Source organism: Phycisphaerae bacterium (genome assembly GCA_019636475.1).
In the GTDB taxonomy this organism is placed as follows: domain Bacteria; phylum Planctomycetota; class Phycisphaerae; order UBA1845; family UTPLA1; genus JADJRI01.
This window is the reverse complement of record JAHBXN010000010.1, coordinates 84,550-104,092: the sequence shown is the minus strand read 5'-3', so window position 1 is coordinate 104,092 and position 19,543 is coordinate 84,550. Positions and strand designations below refer to the sequence as shown.

Sequence of the window (19,543 nt, the reverse complement as noted above, 5' to 3'; positions counted from 1 at the left end):
GGTCAGGACGCGACGGCGGGCGCGTGAGCCGGCGCCGATGCCGGAATCGCCTTAACCTGTTGGTTCATTCGATCGGACTCGACGAGACCATCTTTGACGGAAAGGGTCCGCTGTGCATAGACCGCGATGTCCGGCTCATGCGTGACGAGGACGATCGTCAGCCCGCTGTCCTGGTTGAGTCTCTGCAGCAAGGCCATGATCTCCATACCCGTCTTGCTGTCGAGATTGCCCGTTGGCTCGTCGGCGAGCAGGAGCACCGGGTTGGTGACCAACGATCGCGCGATGGCGACGCGCTGCTGCTGTCCGCCGGAGAGCTGATTGCTATGGTGGTGCGAGCGATTTCCAAGACCGACCAGCTCCAGCATTTCGGCCGCGCGGCGACGCCGTTCGCGCCGTCGCACGCCGGCATAACTCAGGGGCATCGCGACATTGTCAAGCACAGTGGTGCGCGGCAACAGGTTGAAGCTCTGGAATACAAAGCCGAGCTTCTGGTTGCGGATTGCCGAGAGCTGAGTCTTGGACATGCGTGTCACGTCCACGCCGTCAAGCAAATAGACGCCGCGATCACACCGATCGAGGCATCCCAGAACGTGCATAAGCGTGGATTTTCCCGAGCCGCTGGGGCCCATGATGGCGATCATCTCGCCCCGATGGATCGTCAGCGTGACGCCGCGCACAGCCGGCACGGCAACCTCACCGATGTGATAAGTCTTGTGGACATCGCGGACGTCGACAATGGGACATGGATTGCGACTATCGGCGGGTGCAGCGGGATTGGAAGAGGCGGATCGAATCAAGTCAGTTCCGTTTCCTGTTCTGGGGGGTAAGGAGCGGCCGGCGCCGAGGCGATCGTCACCTTGACCGCGATCACAGCCAAATTGGACGTCGCGCTGCCCATTCGCCTGTTCACATGCGGCGAGTGGGCACGCCCATACGCCTGGCGCCGCCTGTTCCGCCGCCGCTGTAGTTCCGTTCGATGATGACTTCGTCGCCTTCCTTGAGTTCGTCACCGATGAGTTGCGTGAGCATGCCGTTCGTGAGTCCGACTTTGACTTCTCGCGGAGTCGGCTTGCCGTCACGATTGATATAGACGGTCGGCTTTGGCGGTCCGGAGAGCGGCTTCATCGCCATGCCAGCCGGGTCGGGCGGGTTCGGATCAAACCGAAGCGCTGCATTCGGGATCTGAAGGACGCCGTCGGCCCTCGCCACCTCAAACGTGATGTTTGCGGTCATGCCGGGTCGCAAAGCCAGATCCTCGTTGGTCGCTTCGATGAGGGTGACGTAGGTCACGACGCCGTCGAGCGCCGTGGCGTTGAATCGAATCTGGGAAATCGTTCCGTGAAACTGACGGTTGGGATAGGCATCGACTCGAAAACTCGCCGGGCCGCCCTCATGGATCAGGCCGATGTCGGCTTCGGAGACGTTGGCATTCACTTGCATTTTGGTCAGGTCATTGGCGATGACGAACAACTCGGGGGCCTGAAACGATGCGGCAACGGTTTGACCGTCCTCGATGTTTCGGGCGATGACGACGCCGTCGATCGGTGAGCGGATAACCGTTCGCTCCAGATCGACCCGGGCGGAATTGAGGATGGCCTCCGCCGACTTGATGCTGGCGATGGAACCGTGCCAAGCGGCTTTTGCAGCCTCTTCGTTGGCACGGGCGATGAGGAGTTCGTTTTCGCTTGCATTGTTCTGTGCGCGAAGACCCTCGATTCGCTTGCGTTCTCGCTCGGCATCCTTGTAGCGAACCAGAAGTTCCTCCTCGCGTGCCTTGGCCAGCTCGAGTTCCGCGGCGGACCGGTCGTGCGTGGTTTGGAAGCGGTCCGGGTCAATCTCGGCGAGGACCGTTCCGGTCCCGACGGGCGCATTAAAATCGGCGTACCACTTCTTGATTCGGCCGCTCAACTCGGATCCGACGATCACTTTCACGAGGGGCTCGATCGTACCCGTGGCCGAGACGGTCTTGACGATGTCTCCGCGCATGACCGGCTTTGTTACGAAGCCGCTGACCGGTACCTCCTTGAGGAATTTGTTGTACGCGAACCATCCACCGAAGGTCAGGCCCAACAGCACGGCCACAGTGCCAAGCAACTTCATAATCCATGCGCCTCACAGCGAATTTTTCACAGAATTTTGTCTGGGAACATTATAGCCGCGATCCGCGAATCGTCACCTTGCCGGACCAAGGAACCGAGGCGATTCTGCGCATTCGTGGCGGATGGGATTTGTCGCCCCATCCTGGCCGCCTTGTCACGATAGGGGCCCTTCGGTATTCTCGCGGGTAAATGAGTGTATTGCTGGACGAGAACGGAATCGCGGCGGCGCTGGAGCGGATCGCCGGCGAAATTTCCGCGTCGATACCCGCGACGGCGTCGGTTGCTGTCATCGGCATTCGCAGTCGTGGCGATACTTTGGCAGCAAGATTAATTGAAAGACTCGCGGCCCACGGAGTTTCGCAGGTCGAATTCGGTACTCTCGACATCACACTTTATCGGGATGATCTCGCCGAAATCGGCCCGGCCGCGGTCGTCCGCACGACGGAAATTCCGTTCGATGTGGCAGGCAAGTATTTGATTCTGGTTGACGACGTCATCTACTCGGGTCGGTCGATTCGCGCCGCACTGGACGCGATCAAGGATCTTGGAAGACCCAGGGCGATCCGGCTGGCGGTGCTTGTCGATCGGGGCGGACGCGAGCTTCCGATTCAGCCGGATTTCGTGGGTGTGAAGACGCCGGGCGATGATCGTCACGTCACCGTACTGCTGAGAGAATCCGGCGGCGTCGATCGCGTGGAGATGGATGGATGAACGGACCTGGCAATTCCGTCCGCGACGCAGGCAATTTCGTCGCAGCGGCTCGCTCGACTCAGCGTGAATCCATGGTTTGGCCCCACCGCAATTTGCTCACGCTTGAAGAACTCACGTCCGACGAGATCAACTTGATTCTCGATACCGCCGCGGCGTTCGAGGATGTCTCCACCCGCAGCGTCAAAAAGGTGCCGGCGCTTCGCGGCCGGGTCGTGGTGAATCTCTTCTTCGAGGATTCAACCCGTACGCGCACGAGTTTCACGCTGGCGGCACAGCGTCTCAGCGCGGACGTCATCGATTTCACCGCCAAGGCCAGCTCACTCTCAAAGGGCGAATCACTTCGGGATACCGTGCGGAACATCGAGGCGATGGGTATCGACGTGATCGTTTGCCGCCACTCGTCGTCGGGGGCGAATCACCTCATCGCGAAGAACACGAAGTGCTGCGTCATCAACGCGGGCGACGGCCGCCATGAACATCCGACGCAGGGCCTCCTTGATATATACACGATCCGAAAGGCAAAGGGCCGGATTGACGGGCTGAAGGTGGCGATTGTGGGTGACGTGGGAAACTCGCGCGTGGCGCGATCGAACCTTCACGGCCTCCTGAAGCTTGGCGCCGAAGTCACCTTTGTGGGGCCCACGACCATGGTGCCTGGCGCGTTCGCGAAGATGGGGGCGCGGGTCGTGCACGATTTTGATTCCGTGATCGGCGAATTCGATGTCATCAACATGCTCCGCATTCAGATGGAGCGGCTGGGCTCGAATGTCTTTCCGAGTCTTGGTGAATACACACGCCTGTTCGGATTGACCAACGAGCGGATGAAACGCGCCCGGCAGGATGTACTGGTGATGCACCCGGGGCCGATCAACCGGGGAGTCGAAATGGCGGGTGACGTGGCGGACGGCGGTCGAAGCGTCATTCTGGAGCAGGTGACAAATGGCTTGGCGGTGCGCATGGCCGTGATGTTCCTCTGCACGCAGGCACTCGGAGCCGGATGAATGGGGCACGTCGCGCCGGATGTTTCCGAATGATGGAGTCTTTTCGATTGGTGATGAGAATCGTATGGTGAAGAATTCAAACCTCATCATTCGTAGCGGCCGTGTCGTCGATCCATCGCGGAATCTGGATCAGATCGCCGATGTGACAGTCGTTGACGGCAGGATTGAATCGATCAACCCGGTCGATGGCAGGGCTTCCGCGCCGGAATCGTCCGCTCCCGGGCGAATTGAGATCGATGCAACCGGTCTGATTGTGTGTCCCGGACTGATCGATATCCACGTCCATCTTCGCGAGCCGGGCAACGAGGATGAGGAGACAATCGGCTCCGGCAGTGCGGCGGCCGTCGCAGGCGGCTTCACTTCAATTGCCTGCATGCCAAACACACAGCCTGCGATAGACAATGAGGCGATGGTTGAATTCGTCCTCAGGCAGGCCGCGCGCAGCGGGCTTTGCAACGTGTTTCCGATCGGAGCAATCACGAAGGGCCGACAAGGCCTGGAACTGGCTGAAATGGGGCATATGGTTCGTGCTGGCGCCGTGGCATTCACCGACGACGGCTGCGGCGTGGCCAATTCGAACACGATGCTGCGCGCACTCCAGTATGCAAAGATGTTCGACGTGCCTTTGATTCAGCACTGCGAGGATGCCGATCTGGCATCCGGCGGGTGCATGAACGCGGGGCTGACCGCGACGCGACTCGGGCTGCCCGGTCTGTCTCCGCTTGCGGAGGAGGTGATGCTGCAGCGTGACCTGCTTCTGGCAGAAAGCACTGGCACGGCGTACCACGCAGCCCACATTTCCACGGCCGGCGCGGTCCGGATGATCCGCGAGGCGCGACGGCGCGGCATCCGCGTCACGGCCGAGGTGTGCCCGCATCACCTGCTTCTGACCGAGCGGGACATAGGAGACTACGACACGAATTTCAAAATGAATCCACCGCTTCGCACCGAGCGCGATGTCGAGGCGTGTCGCGAGGGTGTCGCTGATGGCACCATCGACTGCCTCGTGACCGATCACGCGCCACATGGGGCGGACGAAAAGGCCTTCGATTTTCAGACTGCGCCGTTCGGCATCGTTGGCCTGGAAACTGCGCTTCCGCTCTTCATTCGCGCCCTGATCGAAACCAGGCTGTTGGACTGGCCCGGATTGATCGAGCGGCTTTCCTGTTTGCCGTCGAAACTATTAAAGTTGGGACGCGGCACACTTGCGCCCGGAGCGATTGCAGACATCACGATAATCGATCCTGCGGAAGAATGGGTGATATCCCCCAGTGAGTTCCTTTCACGAAGTCGGAATACGCCGTTTGGCGGTTGGCAGGTTCGCGGCAGGGCGACGCAAACAATTGTCGCAGGTCGAGTTAGTTTCGATCGTCATTCTGGCGTGGCGAGCGGCGAGCCATCTGTTGGCGTTCGCTGACGCAAATTTCCTGACCAATCCGGGTCATATTGCCGAGTCAGGCGCATCCTGATCAGATTTCCTTGCAGTTTTTGCCGAATCAAGTACAATATCAGAGGGTCGGATAATGTGCGTAGGGAGACTACCCTGAGGCTGGCTCCGTTACGCTCGTGGGTTCGATCCGCAGTTTCGGCCTGTTTGGGCCCGATCGTCGGCCCATTGCGTCCGAGTATGAAGCTGGAGTGCCTGTTCGATCACGCCGACAAATGGCGAGTGTGAATCGAGCAGATATCGGCAGGGGAAGTTGCTGAACCGGGGGTGGAAGGGCTTTTCTGGCTCGCGGATGTAACTGCTTTACCAAGAGTTGCATTGTGACGCGGGAGTTACGAACAGCGAGTGTGTCGCTGTCGTGAGTACCAGAGATCCCGGTTTGAAGATCTGATTTCGCCGCTTCCGGCGAGGAGACCCACGATGGCCGCAAATCTTCCCACTCCGATTCCGGTTGGTTCACCGTATCTTCAGACGCCCCCGATGCTTGATCGGTGGGGCCTGCTCGCAGGAAGTGCCGACAAACGGGATCAGCGAAATTATGCACGCCGCGAATTGGCGTGCGACCTCTGGCTGATTGATTCCGCGGCTCGTTCGGTGGTTCGATGCAAGACGGCCGACATTTGCGATGCCGGTGTATTTGCCACAGCGCCGGTCGGCTACGGCCTTGGTGTCGGGCAGCGCTATGAAGTACGAATTGCTTCATCAATGGAATATGCGAGTTCCTCGCCGCATCAGGCGCCGTCACTCGGTTATGGCACGGTGATTCGACTTGAGTTCGATGTGACCCGGGGCGACTCCCATCTCGTCGGATTTGCCCTGCGGTTTGACGTGCCGCAGTTGATTCCGGTTTAAGCTCCGCATGACAATCATTTCCTTCCGCGGCGGGCTTCTTGAAATCGTCTCCACATGACGCGCAATAAGCGGCGGATGCCTCCGCCGACGCGGTGTCATCGTCTGCGCCGAATCTGATCGGCCGCCCATACCGCCAGTTTCTCGCGAAAGATTTTTGAGTTGTGGCGAATGTCCACCGGGAATTCGGGGTGGATCAGAAATGTGTCGATGTCGCGGGTAAACGGATATTGGGAGCCGAGCTGGAACAGTTCCTCACCCAGCTTGTTCGGGTTGGAATGATCCGCGGCTTCGAGTGCGCGATGGTCAATTTCGATGCAGACGATCGGCGTCTGACAGCCTCGATCGCCGATGCCGACAAGAGCGCTGCGACGGACCTTCGGGTGCTGGTTGAAAATGGCCTCAACCGGCTCGGTAAACAGGGTGCCTCGCACGGTGGTGACACGGTGGGATTTTCGTCCGTAGAACCAAAGGCGGCCTTGTGAGTCGATGCGGCCCAGGTCTCCCATACGGTGCCATACGTCTGACGCATTCCCCGGCTCGACAGACCGCGCTTGGGCAGTGGGGTCGGCGTGCGATTGCGTTGGGGCGTCGCTTACTCGCTGTTCGTGGTGGAGTGGTGGCGGGTTTTCGCGGATCTTGGCAAGTCGGTTGGCGGATTCGCTCGTGATGTATTCGCGCGTGACGACGGGGCCCTTAACAGCGATTTCGCCCACTTCGCCGGTAGGAAGCACGAGATCGTCTGACCACGCATCGATGGGATCGTCGGTAATGCGGATGATTCGCACTTCGACCTGCCGCACGGGCCTGCCGACGCAGGTGCCAAGCCCTCGGGCGGCACTTGCGGCCGTTTCGCCGAGAATCTCGTCGCTGCCAATGACTGCAACGGGAAGGGCTTCGGTTGCGCCGTACGGCGTGAAAATCTGGGTGGGTCCGACGGTCGCGGGAGTTTCCCCATCGCCTGCCCGGTCAGGTTGCGGATGACTGCCGGGGATTTTCAGGCCGGCTTGATCGTCTGTTTCCCTGCCGGAAACCGAAGACGTCGCCGGGGCAACCACATCGCCTCCGGTGCGAAGCATGGTCATGAATCGGCGGATGGTTTCGGGCGGGACCGGCGCGCCGGCCGAAATGACACGCCGGATCGTTGGGAGCGATACACCGTGCGCCTCACCATATCGGCCGACTCGATCCAGCAGGGCGGGGGAGCCGAACATGTGTGTCACGCCATTGTCACGGACCGCTTCGATGATGCGAATCGGATCGACAAGCGCCGGGCGGGTGAAGTCCATCTCAGGAATGACAGCAGACATGCCGAGCGCCGGATCGAACAGGGCGAAAAGTGGAAATGTCGGCAGGTCAATCTCATCAGGCCGGATGTCGAACCGCTCGCGAAGGATGCGCACCTGGGCGTCAAACATGCCGTGACGATAGAGCACCCCCTTGGGCGGACCGGTGCTCCCAGTGGTGAAGATGATGGCGGCGGGATCGTCTGGGGCGGTGTCCGCCATCGGGAAGGATCGCGCGCCCGGGCTGGAGAGTCGCACCTGATGCGCGTTCGATTCGGCGGCGGCGGATCGTTCGCGAGCGGACTCGGTTTGTGCTTCGGGTGATGCCATGATCTCGGCGCCGTCGGCCCGGATGTCGGACAGACGCGGGCCGCGCCAGAACCAGCGGCGACCGACGGTTATGGCCACGCGCACTCGACTGAAGGCGCGGCGGTTCATGATGCGGAGAATCTGGGCAAGAGGAATGCCAATAAACGCTTCGGCGTCTACTGCCCGCAGACATTCAACCATGTTGTGTCGGCCCATGCCCGGATCGATCAGGACGGGGACCGCGCCGATCTTGTAAAGTGCAAACGTGAGGACAAAGAACTCCGGCGATGGGCGTACCATGAGAATGGTGCGCGTGCCTCGATGGATGCCTGCATTCTTCATTCCGAACGCACACGCGTCGGATTCCTGATTCATCTGGCGAAAAGTGAATTGCGAGTAAATCGCTCGGCCCGCACGGTCCCGACCGCTTCGCCAGATGATCGCGGGTTTATCAGGTTGTTCTGCGGCGCGCAGCGGAAGCCACGCGGCGACGTTGACAGACGGTCGTGATTCTTCCTTGCTCATCCGGTGGTATGGAAACGTTCATTTCAGGGCGAATTGAGTCACCACGTCACGGATTCGTTCCGCCACATCTTCCAGCAGGTAGTGCCCTACATCTTCCCATGCATGGACTTCCGCCGCCGGGAATCGCCGCATCCATTCTTCGAGAAACCTCGCGTCGAATACATAGTCCTGCAACCCCCACAAGATCAATGTTGGCCGGTTCGCCAGCCGCTGAAGGTTTTCGTCGATCCATTTGGCCGCCGCGTAGGACGGATGATCGGGTGTCAGTGGGATGTCTTGCACGAAGAGGCGCGTGGCGAGGCGGTTGTCGTAAGTGTTGTAGGGTGCGATGAGCCCGCGCTTCACGTCGGTCGGCAGACCGCGGGCGGACGCGGTCCAGGCGGCACCGCGGGCGAAAAGATTCAGACCTTGAGCCGCCCATTTCGCGAAGGGCGTGTCGCGATGCAGAAGTTTGAGCATCCACGGAAGCTCAAATCCGTCGGCCGGCAGAAATGCGGCGGTGTTTGTGATGATGAGGCGGGCGATCCTATCGGGATTTCGCAGGGCGGCGCCCATGCCGATCATGCCGCCCCAGTCGTGGACAAAAATGGTCACATCCTCCTCGATCAGGAGATGATCGAGCAGAGCTTCCAGATCGTCGATCCGCCTAGCCAGGCGGTAGTCGTAAATGCTTTGCGGTGGTTTGTCGGAGAGTCCGCAGCCTATATGGTCGGGAACGATACAGCGGTGCGTGGGGCGCAGTGCCTTCACAATCTCTCGGAAATAAAACGACCAGGTGGGGTTGCCGTGAACCATGACGACGGTTGGGGCGTTTCGTCGGTCACCGGAGCCGGTGTATTCATCCAGGTAATGGTAGCGCAGCCCCGCGCGGTCAATGTAATGGCTCTCGAACGGGTATAAGCTCCGCCACCGAGCCTGGCCGGTCAGATCGTTTTTCATCGCGACCGATGATAAGCTGTGGCGTCGGAAGCGGCAAAAGCGGCCGAAGCCTCAAGGCGGCTTTCGCACCGGGATTCGATACTCCGGCAGGCGGCCGGCAACGAAGCTGATTCGATTTGCCGCCAAGGCATATGCGGTTAGAATCCGCGAAAATTCGTTTCACCTCGGACGCGGCCCCATGCGGAACAAAATCATCGGCGACGCAATCACATTCGACGACGTACTGCTCGTCCCCGCGCGCAGCAACATCGTCCCCAAAGATGTGGATGTGCGTACGCAGCTCACGCGGAACATACACCTCAATATTCCATTGCTGTCGGCGCCAATGGACACCGTGACCGAGTCCAGCCTGGCGATTGCTCTGGCGCAGGAGGGCGGGCTCGGCATCATTCACAAGAATCTGACAATCGAGGCCCAATGCCGCGAAGTGGATAAGGTCAAACGCAGTGCCAACGGCGTCATCCTCGATCCCGTGACGCTCAGGCCCTCCGACACGGTGGAGCGGGCGGCCGTTCTGATGCGGCTTCATAACATTTCCGGCGTGCCGATTGTTGAGGATGACAATCGCCTTGTCGGGATACTCACCCGGCGCGATCTGAAGTTTCTCGACCATTCCGACGATCATTCGGCGGAGACGCAGCACGTTCGCGATGTCATGACGCATGAGAAGCTCGTGACCGCGCCGCCGAACACCTCGCTCGATGAAGCCGACCGCATCCTTCAGAAGCACAAAGTTGAAAAGCTGCTGCTCGTCAACGACGACTATCACCTTGTCGGGATGATCACCATCAAAGACATCGACAAGAATCGGCAATTCCCCAAGAGCTGCCGTGACGAGCGGGGCAGGCTCCGCGTCGGCGCGGCGGTCGGAGTGTTTGAATTTGAGCGGGTCGAGGCGCTGATCGAGAACGGCGTGGACGTCATCGGTGTCGATTCAGCGCATGGCCACAGCGACAACGTCATCAACACGGTTCGCGAGATCAAACGCCGCTTCAGCATCGATGTCATTGCCGGCAACATTGCAACCGCCGAGGCCGCCCGAGACCTGATCGACGCCGGGGCCGACTGTGTCAAAGTCGGAATCGGTCCCGGCTCCATCTGCACGACGCGCGTGGTGTCCGGCGTCGGCATACCGCAAGTGACTGCGATCATGAACGTGGCATCGACCGCTCACGATGCAGGCATTCCCCTCATCGCCGATGGCGGTGTGCGCTACTCCGGGGATATTACGAAGGCCATCGCGGCCGGCGCTAGTGCCGTGATGCTCGGCTCGCTGTTTGCCGGGCTGGATGAATCTCCCGGTCAGTTGGTGATCTGGAAGGGTCGGCGATTCAAGGAATATCGCGGAATGGGCTCCCTGGGCGCGATGGGCAGCGGCAGTGCCGACCGATATAGTCAGAAAGACGTGACGGACCGCGACAAGCTGGTTCCCGAAGGTGTTGAAGGACGGGTGCCTTACCGGGGCGGATTGGCCGAGTTGACCTACCAGCTTGTTGGCGGCCTTCGAGCGGGCATGGGATACTGCGGCACGCCGTCGATCGAGGCATTGAGGCAGGACGCGCGATTCGTGCGTGTCAGCGGTGCGAGCATGACGGAGTCGCATCCGCATAATATGATGATCACTGAGGAAGCTCCGAACTATGCAATTGAGAATGCCATCGAAGTTTGATCGTTTCGCATCACCTGGTCTGCGAGTCGTCCCGCTGTTCGGTTTGTTGGCTGCGGCGTTTGTCGGCATTGTTGGCGGGTGTTCTCATGTGAACGATCCATTCAAGGACTCAAGCGCGTCGATCGACGTGGAATTGACCACCGCCAGCGCCGAAGGCTTCAAGGGCAAGCGAGAGTTTTATTCGCCGCTTGCCCGCCGGGGCGAGACTACTGTCGCCTACTACGAGAATGGCGCGGTCACGCATTGGCCGCTGTGGTTTGAAGATCCGTTCGAAGACAAAGGGAACGATGTGACGGATCCGAACGATCGGGATGCGCCGGACACCCATTTCGCATGGAACTGGGTGGACTACCTGCACACCGCGTACGGTCCGGGGCGTTTCTTCTTTGTCAATGGACTGTTATGGCCTGCCAGCGCGGTTGTGACTCCACCAGGAACGCTCATGGAGTCTGACGGCAGAATCGATCGGAATTTTGCCGGTTACGATCACGACGCCCGGCGATCGGATTCCGCATCCCGAGAGCCGCCGGACGGAAACCATCTCAGCCCCGACTCCACGCTGCGAATCAGCGATGGAGCAGAGGTTGAAGAGCCGGAAGCGGAATCGACATCAACGAATTCCGCGACCACGCCCTGAGGTCGGCATTCCATCGAACGGCAATCGATTGGAGACTTGGCCTGTGTGGGCCGGGTTTCCTGTGCGATTCGTGTTGCACCTTGTGAATAGGAGTTGAGATATGAAACTGATCTCCCGAGTCCTGTTGATTGTGGCGATGGCCTGTTGTTTCACTCTGACGGGCGCCGGCTGCACCGAAAAGAAATGCTGCGTGAAGGAGTGCGCGTCGGACTGCAAGAAGGAGTGCAAGGAAGGTTGCACTGCTCCGTGCTGCAAGGATAAGAAGTGATGGAGCGGTTCTGACTCGAATCGGGCCGACGCATCCGTGTTCGGTCCGCATGTGTCAGTCTCGATCCATGTCAGGCGTCCATACGTAATTCAGTTCGCACATCGCGCCCCGCCGCCGGGACTATCCGGCCGCGGGGCGTCCTTCTCTGGAGGTTCATGATCGATGGAACCGATTCACGGCAAAGCGCCGCTGGTCATTGACGAAACGCCCGGCAGGAAGGCGTACTGCCAATGCGGCCTGTCTGCCAAGTTGCCTTACTGCGATGGGGCCCACAAGCGGGAGAACACCGGCCTCGCGCCGATCGTGACCGAGATTACCGATCCGGCCCGAAAGGCCGTCTGTCAGTGCCATCGAAGCGGCAATCTGCCCTGGTGTGACGGCACCCACAGTCGTTGCTAGATTGACTTGGCATGCCTTCACGACTCTCGCGGCGGCCGCTTACGTTCGGGCGCAGCCTTTGAACGGCCGCCCCGCACATCAATTACGCGCGGCGTCTTCTCCATGCAAGGAAAAAGATGGCGAGGACTCCAAAAAACGAAAGCGAGTATAGCGTGTCATAGCTGCGCTGTCCGGCCGGTCCGCTCCACGTCATGACGTCTGCATGGACAAGGCTTGCAGCGATGGCTACTTCGACCAGAATCAGGACACACGCAATCGGAATGCCGCCCGGCAGGCGAAATGCGTCGCTCGGGAAGGGTTGGTTCAGGGCTGCGTCGCGCCGCCGAAGCACAATCAGGCTCGCATAGGCCAGTCCGAACAATATTGTACTCCCCATGAAGTAAATGCTCAGGATCTGCGAGAAGCCGCGGCTCAGGGCGAAGGCACAGGCGATCGCGCCGCAGGCAATCAGTGAGGCCGTCGGAGCTTGATGGGGCGACATGCGGCCGAGCAATTGAAAGGTCAGGCCGTCGCGAGCCAAGGCGAACGTCACCCGGGTGTTCGCCAGGAAAACACTTGAGAGGGCGCCAAGACAGATCAGGATGCTCGCAATGAGAATCAGCGTCTCGATCGGCAGGCCCTTCACGTCATGGAAAATGGCGGAATGAACATCAGGCCGGGCGGCCGTCGTCGAGGGCGGCATAGCGCAGAGCAGGGCGTAGTTGTATAGCATATAGACAATCGTCAATATGACGACCGTGGTGACGAGGGCACGCGGCATCGCGTGACGGACATCGCGCGTCTCCTCGGCCAGCTTTGCCGGATCGGTCGCGCCGGTATAAGGCCAGAAAGCAAGCAGCATCGCCTGGAACAGCAGGGCGGATTTTCCCCAGAAGGACATCGGCACCGCGGTGCCGTGCGCCACAGCATCGATCGAGCTCGATGCCGTTGACACGGTTTGAGCCGGTGCCTCGGCCGGAATCCATCGGCCCGCGACAATCATGGCCCCGGCCGCGATGCCGATCACGCTTGCGACTTTCAACCCGGTAAGCAGATTTTGCGTGATCGCGCCTGTCCGAAGACCAAGGCAGTTTATGCCGGTCACGAGCGCGATCGCCGCACAGGCGAATCGCGGAGACGCATTTGCGGGATTCAGTCCACACAAAGTCGCGGCGAAGTCGCCCAGTGCCGCGGCAATCGTCGCACCACCGGCGCCGATAATGAATATCGTAAACGACCAGCCGAAGATGAACGCGGCGAATCGGCCGTAGGCCGCCTTGAGATACTGGTATTCGCCGCCGGCCTCCGGCATTCGGGTGGCCAACTCGGCGGTGACGAGGCTTTGCATGAGTGTCAGGACTCCCGCCGCCGCCCAGAGGCCGAGTATATGCCACGGTGATTGCACTAGTTGGGCCAGTTCGCCGGGCGTTCGGAAGATGCCCGATCCGATCGCGCCGCCAACTCCGACACCGACGATGCTTACCGCGCCGATGATCTGGCGAAGGGATTTCCCATCTCCGGATGGAGCCGACGTGCTGGCCGTGACTTTCGTTCGGTCCATGGGTGACGGCCCGCCGCTCTGCTCAGGCGACCGATTCATCCTCGTGAATTGGTTCCGCATATTGCCCAAGGACACGGCACAGCATCTCGACGGTGCGTCGCGTTGCGCCGGTGTTCTCTCGAACGACATCCTGCGCCCGCCGGCCCATCGCCTCGGCTGCCGCTCGATCCATGAGCAGCCCGCGCAGCGTTGGAACGAGGTCGTCGTCCTTGATGAACTGAACCGCGCCGCGCGCCTTGAGCAATCGCTCCGCAACATCCGCGAAGTTGTCCACATGCGGTCCGAAGCACATCGGCTTCGCCAGGGCCGCGACTTCCATCATGTCGCTGCCGCCCAGCGGCACCAGAGTGCGGCCGACGAACACCACATCCGCAAGAGCGTAGAACTTGCGGAGTTCTCCCATCGTATCCCCGAGGAAGATCGTGGACTTTTCGCGGCTCAGATGCCCGCCTGTGCGTGCAATGTCTGTGGGTACGACGACGTCAGGATCTGGGCCGCCAGGGTCCTGGTAGAGGCTTCGCCGCTTGACGGCGTGTCCGCGCGTCTCGAGCGCGCGAGACACGTCGTTGAACCGCTCCGGTTTTCGCGGGATGATCGCGAGTTGTATCCTGGGAATTTCGAGACGCAGGCGAGTATATGCCCGGAGCAGCAGGTCTTCTTCGCCCGGTCCGGTGGAACCTGCGACAATCAGAGGCGCCGCGCGATCGATCCCCATCGCCAGCGCGAGTTGCTCGGTGCCCGGAATGGTATCGGTCACCTGCGCCGTGTCGTACTTCATCGAACCGGTGATGCGTATTCGGTCATGCGGAATTCCCAGCGCCTCGAAACGCGATGCATACACCTCGTTCTGCGCGGCCGTCCACGAAATGCACGAGAACATCTCCCGGGCGACATCCCGAACAAACGGCAAATCATATCGCTTCATCGATTTCTCTGCCGTGATGCGACCGTTGGCGATACCGATGGGGATATCCCGTTCGTGGGCAAGTCGAACCAGATTCGGCCATACCTCGAGTTCCATCAGGATGATTGCATTTGGCCGAATGCGACTGAAAACGCGCCGTACCACGAAAGAGAAATCGAGCGGGTATCGGAAGATGAGCTTGTGAGGATAAAGCCGCCTCGCCGCCGCATAGCCGGTGTCCGTGGTGGCGGAAATCACCACTTCAAACTCTGGGAGTGTTGCTTCAATCTCCGCAACGAGGCTCTTGGTGGCGTTCACCTCCCCAAGCGAAACCGCGTGGATCCAGATGCAGGGTCCTTCGCTCGTCCTGTAGGGGACGCCTCCGAATCGCTCGCTCCAGCCGCGACGGTTTTTCTTCCGAATCAGCATTTGATAGAGCAGGACCGGCAGATAGGCGATCGCCGCGAATGCGTAGAGGAGATTTATGAGCCAGGTTGGCATAAACGGACCATCATAGACGGCCCGGGGCGTCTGGCAACGAGGTAAGTTCGTGAGGACGTAAGTGTCGTGTCGCGAGTGAGTCGCAGCCTGCTCCGGCCCGGCCTTTGCGCCCCGTGCGCCGGACTATAGCCCATATTCTCGCCAGCGGGCGTCCACCAGCCGCCGCGTGGCGTCATTCATTCGCAGCAGCTTTGGCCAGTCTCGGATGATTCCTTCGCCGGGAATCTTGCGAGTCGCATCGATTCCGATCTTGCTTCCCGCACCACAGTAGGGGGCCGAGTGGTCGAGGATATCGAGCGGCCCATCGACGACGAAGGTGTCCCGACGCGGATCAACATTTGCGCCCACCATGAACATGACGGCCTGCTCGTCGTGAACGTCGATATCCTCATCCACAATGACAATGAACTTTGTGAACATCATCTGCCCCGCGCCCCATATGCTGCTCGCAACCTTTCGGGCCTGATACGGATACTCCTTGCGGATCTTGATGAAGGCGAAGTTGTGAAACGCGCCCCATCGGGGCAGGTGATAATCCACGATGTCAGGTATTAGCATCTGCAGTAGCGGCAGGAAGACGCGCTCGGTCGCTTTCCCCATCGCATAGTCTTCCATCGGCGGCAGACCGACAATCGTGGTCGGGTAGATCGGAGACTCCCGATGGGTGATCGCGGTCACGCGAATCGTCGGGAACCGGTCGGCGAGGCTGTAGAAGCCGGTATGATCGCCAAAGGGGCCCTCGCGCGTCGTCTCCCGGGCACTGACGAAACCTTCTATCACGATTTCGGCATTGGCCGGAACTTCAATCGGGACGGTCTTCGCGGAAACAAGCGGGATGCCGCCGTCATTGAGAAAACCGGCGAACAGTAATTCGCCAACGCTGGGGGGCAACGGACATGTCGCCGCGTAGGGCAGGACGCTCTCGCCGCCGAGAACGATGGCGACGGGCATGTCCTTTCCCTGCGCGGCCCACATTCGATGATGCCGCGCGCCATCATGGTGCATGTGACAATGGTAGATCGCGCTTTTCGATCCAGTGACCTGAATTCGGTACATCCCGATGTTGGGTTCGGATCCATCCGGCGCGGTCGTATAAATACCGGCCAGCGTTATGTAGCGTCCCACGGGGGCAGTCGTTCCGGATCGCTGAGATTGAATCTCCACTTCGTTGGCCGTGGATCGGCCGGCAGCGGCGTCGTGAGAATGCGCTTCCGCGCCGCCGTACTTCCCATCTTCGATTACCTCAAGATCAGATCCGCCATCGTGCGGCCAGCATTTGAGGATTGGGAGTGCCAGAAGGTCGGCATCCTGGGTGAGAACGACCTCCTGGCAGATGCCGCGCTTGACCCGTTTTGGCGGATAGCTGGCAATCTTGGCCAGTTCCGGCAGCATTTTTACCTTCTCAAGAAAGGTCGTTGGCGGCTCAGGCTTGACGAGCTTCTGAACCTTGTCGGCCAGTGCCTCGAAGCTTTCGCACCCGAGCGCCATTCGCATCCGGGCGTAGCTACCGAAAAGATTGATGGCGACTGGAATCCGGCTGCCTCGAACGCGCTCAAACAACAGCCCGTAGCCGCCGAGTCGACCGTGCGTTGGGTCAGTGGCTGGGCCGGCGTTTCCGCCTTCCGGCGAAGGCGATTTCGACATCCGGTCAGCAATCTCGGTAATCTCCAGCTCAGGGTCAACTTCGACGCGGACGCGCCGGAGCTGGCCGGCTTTCTCAAGCCCTTCAACGAATGAACGTAGATCTGGGTATGCCAAGGGATTCTCCGTATTTGCCTGATATGAGCCGGGAATTCGTCCGGGCCGGATTCGTATCCTCCGCAGACGCCGATCCACCTCAACCGTCATTCAGCTCGGTCCGGCGCGACGTCCGGCTCGAGCAAGATGTCGGGCAATTCTAGTTGCGCCGACGGGATGTTAACGATTCCCGTTCGCAAAGTCTTTCAGACCCCATTTCCGAACGCGAACTCGGGAATACGGCTCGCCAACAACAGCGACGAAGCTAGAATTCCTATGCTGACATCATGCCAACCTACACGTGCCGAGCCTGCCGCCAGAAGTTCGATGCCCCGGACGATCCGGAGGCTGCCTGCATCTTCTGTGGGGTGGGCCTGACTGAGTTTCGCACGAGGCTGGATTTTCATGCAGGACGGTATGATCTCGTGTATGTCGCAGGTGGACTTCGCTGGATCATTCGGATTGCACCGTTTGCCTTGCTGGGCCAGGCCGCGTTACTTCTGTTCCCCTCGATTTGGCTTGCGGACTGGCGAATCGGCGTGGTCGAACTCCTGCCGACTTTCGCGCTGGCCGTTGTGATGGGCGTTCAGTCTTTCAACCTGGGTAAGTTGTTGGATCGGTGTATAACGATCTCGCTGGCCATGTTCGTGCCGCTGGTGAACATTCTGTTCATTGTTGAATCCGTCTCGGTGGCTCGGACAATCCTGCATCGTGCGGGACTGGCGGTCGGAGCTTTGGGCGTTTCAGGCGAGCTTGCGCGAGCGGCGATGGACCCCACGAGATGTATTTCCTGCGGCTACATTCTCACCGGCCTCAAGCGGCGGCGCTGCCCGGAATGCGGCAGTGAGTTCGACACCCGCTGATCGGCTATTTGAGCCGACCGAGCTTGATGAACTTTTCCTTGTGCGAGGGGATATCGCCGTCAAACATGTCAAGTTGAAGCTTTGCTGCGTCTGACATCATCGACCGCTGCCATGGCGGTTCCCAGACGAGATCCACTCTGGCCTCGGTCACGCCGTCCACACCTCGAACCTTCTGCTCCACTTCCCGAAGCAGGTCGCCCGCGACGGGGCAGTTTGGCGTCGTGAGTGTCATGCGAATGGCAATCGATCCGGTGCCGCTCACATCAAGCTGGTAGATCAGCCCCAACTCCACAATGTTGACCGGAATCTCCGGATCGCGAATGGTGCGAAGGACACTTTCGATCCGACCGCGGAGATCCTGCGCGCTATGGGCCATATCAGCTATGCTCCTCGATCGTTCGGCAGATGGCGTCCAGGTCGTTTGCCACCCGAATCGGGCGGTTTGAATGTGGGCGAACCGGGGCCCCGGGCGTCTCCGCCTGTTCCAACTGTTTGACACCCATATGATAGCTCGCGGTTGCGTCCGGGTCCTTCAGCCCGTGGCCGGTCAGGATGCAGACGACGCGAGCGTCGTGATCCACCGTGCCCTCGCGAATCAGTCGACGAAGTCCAGCCAGGCTTGCGGCACTGGCCGGTTCGCATCCGAAACCGCTGCGGCCGATTCGTGCTTTTTCGTCAAGGATCTCTTCATCGCTCACGTCCGTGACGACGCCATTCAGAGCGCTAAGTGAACGCAGCGCTTTTGGCAGATTGACCGGGTCGGCGATCTCGATGGCCGAGGCGATCGTGCGCGCTCGAAGACCGGCCTTGGCACGTTCGTTGCGATGGGCGACGACAATCGCGTCATCCCAGTTGCCGTTGTTCCATGTAAGGCCGCGTGTGTGCACCAATTCGAACAGCGTGTTCGCGCCGCGCGCGTTCACGATCGCCAGGCGGGGCATGCGATGAACCAGGCCCAGCTCCTGCAACTCAATGAACGCCTTGCCGAAGGCCGCCGAATTGCCGAGGTTGCCGCCGGGCACGATGATCCAGTCCGGAACTTCCCATCCCATCGCCTCCAGAACGCGGTACATGATTGCCTTCTGTCCTTCGAGGCGAAACGGATTCACCGAGTTCATGAGGTACAGTTTTAACCTTGGTGCCGCGTCTCGAATTTGCTTCAGGCAGGCATCGAAATCGCCTTCGATTTGGAGCGTCAGCGCGCCATAGTCGAGGGCCTGCGACAGCTTGCCATACGCGATTTTGCCGGCTCCAACGAAGACGATGCCCTGCATCGGCTGGTCATCCGAGAGCCGGGTGAGCGATGCGTACAGCGCCAGGCTCGCACTGGTGTTGCCGGTCGACGCACAGGCGACACGCTGACGACCCAGCCGGCGCGCCATCGTAAAGGCGGCCGCCATGCCGTTGTCCTTGAAGCTGCCGGATGGATTGAGTCCTTCGTATTGAAAGTAGAGTTGTCCGGAACGGAGCGGCAGGTCAATCCGGCGCACGTCCGCCGCATGGAGAATGGTCTGACCTTCGCCAATCGTCACGAGCGACTCGGGCACCGCGAAAGGCAGCAGTTCACGAAATCGCCAGACGCCGGAGAAATCGATCGGCTCGATCCGCGATTGGTGGCGTTCATCAAAGAACCCAAGATGCCCCGGCGTCGCCAGTCGGTCCCACTGATATGCGACGTCCAGGAGTGAACCGCAGCGATCGCACATGAATGAATCAGATGCGAGGTCTGACGTGGCCGCGCACGCAGGTCGAATGCAGCGAAGAAAGGCGACATCCGTCATATGAGTCATGGTAACGAGCGGGGTGTCGATTGAAAACATCGGCCGGTGGGAGTAGAGTGCCGCTCCGTGAATCGAGGC

General features: G+C 60.2%; 18 protein-coding genes. 9 read left to right on the top strand and 9 right to left on the bottom strand.

Annotated features, from left to right (window positions below):
* Positions 1–2: 2 nt before the first annotated feature.
* Together KF841_15005 and KF841_15000 are read right to left on the bottom strand one after the other, a co-directional pair.
* The gene (locus tag KF841_15005) at positions 3–737 is read right to left on the bottom strand and encodes an ABC transporter ATP-binding protein (protein ID MBX3396668.1); all 735 of its coding nucleotides are present in this window, start codon (positions 735–737) and stop codon (positions 3–5) included.
* A gap of 169 nt (positions 738–906) precedes the next feature.
* On the bottom strand, positions 907–2,100 hold the full coding sequence (locus KF841_15000) for an efflux RND transporter periplasmic adaptor subunit (GenBank protein MBX3396667.1): 1,194 nt from the start codon (positions 2,098–2,100) through the stop codon (positions 907–909).
* A 188-nt stretch (positions 2,101–2,288) separates the two neighbouring features.
* Here KF841_15000 and pyrR point away from each other — a divergent pair, with 188 nt between their 5' ends.
* The 4 genes from pyrR to KF841_14980 all read left to right on the top strand — a co-directional run bounded on the left by pyrR (position 2,289) and on the right by KF841_14980 (position 6,110).
* Positions 2,289–2,810 (top strand): bifunctional pyr operon transcriptional regulator/uracil phosphoribosyltransferase PyrR, encoded by a 522-nt coding sequence (gene pyrR, locus KF841_14995; protein ID MBX3396666.1) that lies wholly within the window; start codon positions 2,289–2,291, stop codon positions 2,808–2,810.
* Between the two features lie 71 nt (positions 2,811–2,881).
* Positions 2,882–3,811: an aspartate carbamoyltransferase catalytic subunit gene (locus tag KF841_14990; protein ID MBX3396665.1), complete on the top strand. Its 930-nt coding sequence runs from the start codon at positions 2,882–2,884 to the stop codon at positions 3,809–3,811.
* Positions 3,812–3,875: 64 nt separating this feature from the next.
* The gene (locus KF841_14985) at positions 3,876–5,228 is read left to right on the top strand and encodes a dihydroorotase (protein MBX3396664.1); all 1,353 of its coding nucleotides are present in this window, start codon (positions 3,876–3,878) and stop codon (positions 5,226–5,228) included.
* Between the two features lie 450 nt (positions 5,229–5,678).
* Entirely contained in the window at positions 5,679–6,110 is a 432-nt protein-coding gene (locus KF841_14980; protein MBX3396663.1) for a hypothetical protein, read from the top strand.
* Positions 6,111–6,205: 95 nt separating this feature from the next.
* Here the strand turns inward: KF841_14980 and KF841_14975 are convergent, their stop codons facing one another.
* On the bottom strand, positions 6,206–8,227 hold the full coding sequence (locus KF841_14975) for an AMP-binding protein (protein MBX3396662.1): 2,022 nt from the start codon (positions 8,225–8,227) through the stop codon (positions 6,206–6,208).
* A gap of 18 nt (positions 8,228–8,245) precedes the next feature.
* Complete coding sequence (locus KF841_14970; GenBank protein MBX3396661.1) at positions 8,246–9,166, bottom strand: alpha/beta fold hydrolase; 921 nt, start codon at positions 9,164–9,166, stop codon at positions 8,246–8,248.
* Between the two features lie 178 nt (positions 9,167–9,344).
* Here KF841_14970 and guaB point away from each other — a divergent pair, with 178 nt between their 5' ends.
* The 4 genes from guaB to KF841_14950 all read left to right on the top strand — a co-directional run bounded on the left by guaB (position 9,345) and on the right by KF841_14950 (position 12,139).
* Positions 9,345–10,835 carry an IMP dehydrogenase gene (guaB, locus tag KF841_14965; GenBank protein ID MBX3396660.1) on the top strand — a complete coding sequence of 497 codons (1,491 nt, stop codon included), beginning with the start codon at positions 9,345–9,347 and terminating at the stop codon, positions 10,833–10,835.
* Positions 10,819–11,472 (top strand): hypothetical protein, encoded by a 654-nt coding sequence (locus KF841_14960; GenBank protein ID MBX3396659.1) that lies wholly within the window; start codon positions 10,819–10,821, stop codon positions 11,470–11,472. The genes guaB and KF841_14960 overlap by 17 nt, the downstream gene beginning before the upstream one ends.
* Positions 11,473–11,572: 100 nt before the next feature.
* Positions 11,573–11,740, top strand: coding sequence for a hypothetical protein (locus KF841_14955; GenBank protein MBX3396658.1), 168 nt, complete (start codon positions 11,573–11,575; stop codon positions 11,738–11,740).
* Positions 11,741–11,902: 162 nt separating this feature from the next.
* Positions 11,903–12,139: a CDGSH iron-sulfur domain-containing protein gene (locus tag KF841_14950; protein ID MBX3396657.1), complete on the top strand. Its 237-nt coding sequence runs from the start codon at positions 11,903–11,905 to the stop codon at positions 12,137–12,139.
* Between the two features lie 82 nt (positions 12,140–12,221).
* Here the strand turns inward: KF841_14950 and KF841_14945 are convergent, their stop codons facing one another.
* From KF841_14945 to KF841_14935, 3 genes are all read right to left on the bottom strand, one after another.
* A complete protein-coding gene (locus KF841_14945) occupies positions 12,222–13,679 on the bottom strand; it encodes an APC family permease (protein MBX3396656.1) in 1,458 nt (485 codons plus the stop codon).
* Between the two features lie 22 nt (positions 13,680–13,701).
* Positions 13,702–15,084, bottom strand: a complete 1,383-nt coding sequence (locus KF841_14940) for a 3-deoxy-D-manno-octulosonic acid transferase (GenBank protein ID MBX3396655.1) — start codon at positions 15,082–15,084, stop codon at positions 13,702–13,704.
* Positions 15,085–15,207: 123 nt separating this feature from the next.
* Positions 15,208–16,842: a UbiD family decarboxylase gene (locus KF841_14935; GenBank protein ID MBX3396654.1), complete on the bottom strand. Its 1,635-nt coding sequence runs from the start codon at positions 16,840–16,842 to the stop codon at positions 15,208–15,210.
* Positions 16,843–17,108: 266 nt separating this feature from the next.
* On the opposite strand from KF841_14935, the gene KF841_14930 reads away from it, so the two are divergent.
* Complete coding sequence (locus tag KF841_14930) at positions 17,109–17,684, top strand: hypothetical protein (GenBank protein MBX3396653.1); 576 nt, start codon at positions 17,109–17,111, stop codon at positions 17,682–17,684.
* A gap of 4 nt (positions 17,685–17,688) precedes the next feature.
* Here the strand turns inward: KF841_14930 and KF841_14925 are convergent, their stop codons facing one another.
* Positions 17,689–18,060 (bottom strand): DUF59 domain-containing protein, encoded by a 372-nt coding sequence (locus tag KF841_14925; GenBank protein MBX3396652.1) that lies wholly within the window; start codon positions 18,058–18,060, stop codon positions 17,689–17,691.
* 1 nt (position 18,061) lies between these two features.
* Positions 18,062–19,465 carry a threonine synthase gene (gene thrC / locus KF841_14920; GenBank protein ID MBX3396651.1) on the bottom strand — a complete coding sequence of 468 codons (1,404 nt, stop codon included), beginning with the start codon at positions 19,463–19,465 and terminating at the stop codon, positions 18,062–18,064.
* Positions 19,466–19,543: the final 78 nt, after the last annotated feature.

Bases quoted from the DNA above. Each gene is read 5' to 3' on its own strand.
- KF841_14960 (MBX3396659.1), top strand. From the start codon at position 10,819: ATGCCATCGAAGTTTGATCGTTTCGCATCACCTGGTCTGCGAGTCGTC.
- KF841_14985 (MBX3396664.1), top strand. From the start codon at position 3,876: ATGGTGAAGAATTCAAACCTCATCATTCGTAGCGGCCGTGTCGTCGAT.
- KF841_14980 (MBX3396663.1), top strand. From the start codon at position 5,679: ATGGCCGCAAATCTTCCCACTCCGATTCCGGTTGGTTCACCGTATCTT.
- KF841_14990 (MBX3396665.1), top strand. From the start codon at position 2,882: ATGGTTTGGCCCCACCGCAATTTGCTCACGCTTGAAGAACTCACGTCC.
- KF841_14975 (MBX3396662.1), bottom strand. From the start codon at position 8,227: ATGAGCAAGGAAGAATCACGACCGTCTGTCAACGTCGCCGCGTGGCTT.
- KF841_14945 (MBX3396656.1), bottom strand. From the start codon at position 13,679: ATGGACCGAACGAAAGTCACGGCCAGCACGTCGGCTCCATCCGGAGAT.
- guaB (MBX3396660.1), top strand. From the start codon at position 9,345: ATGCGGAACAAAATCATCGGCGACGCAATCACATTCGACGACGTACTG.
- KF841_15000 (MBX3396667.1), bottom strand. From the start codon at position 2,100: ATGAAGTTGCTTGGCACTGTGGCCGTGCTGTTGGGCCTGACCTTCGGT.
- KF841_14955 (MBX3396658.1), top strand. From the start codon at position 11,573: ATGAAACTGATCTCCCGAGTCCTGTTGATTGTGGCGATGGCCTGTTGT.
- KF841_14930 (MBX3396653.1), top strand. From the start codon at position 17,109: ATGCCAACCTACACGTGCCGAGCCTGCCGCCAGAAGTTCGATGCCCCG.
- KF841_14970 (MBX3396661.1), bottom strand. From the start codon at position 9,166: ATGAAAAACGATCTGACCGGCCAGGCTCGGTGGCGGAGCTTATACCCG.
- KF841_14925 (MBX3396652.1), bottom strand. From the start codon at position 18,060: ATGGCCCATAGCGCGCAGGATCTCCGCGGTCGGATCGAAAGTGTCCTT.
- KF841_14940 (MBX3396655.1), bottom strand. From the start codon at position 15,084: ATGCCAACCTGGCTCATAAATCTCCTCTACGCATTCGCGGCGATCGCC.
- thrC (MBX3396651.1), bottom strand. From the start codon at position 19,465: ATGACGGATGTCGCCTTTCTTCGCTGCATTCGACCTGCGTGCGCGGCC.
- KF841_14950 (MBX3396657.1), top strand. From the start codon at position 11,903: ATGGAACCGATTCACGGCAAAGCGCCGCTGGTCATTGACGAAACGCCC.
- pyrR (MBX3396666.1), top strand. From the start codon at position 2,289: ATGAGTGTATTGCTGGACGAGAACGGAATCGCGGCGGCGCTGGAGCGG.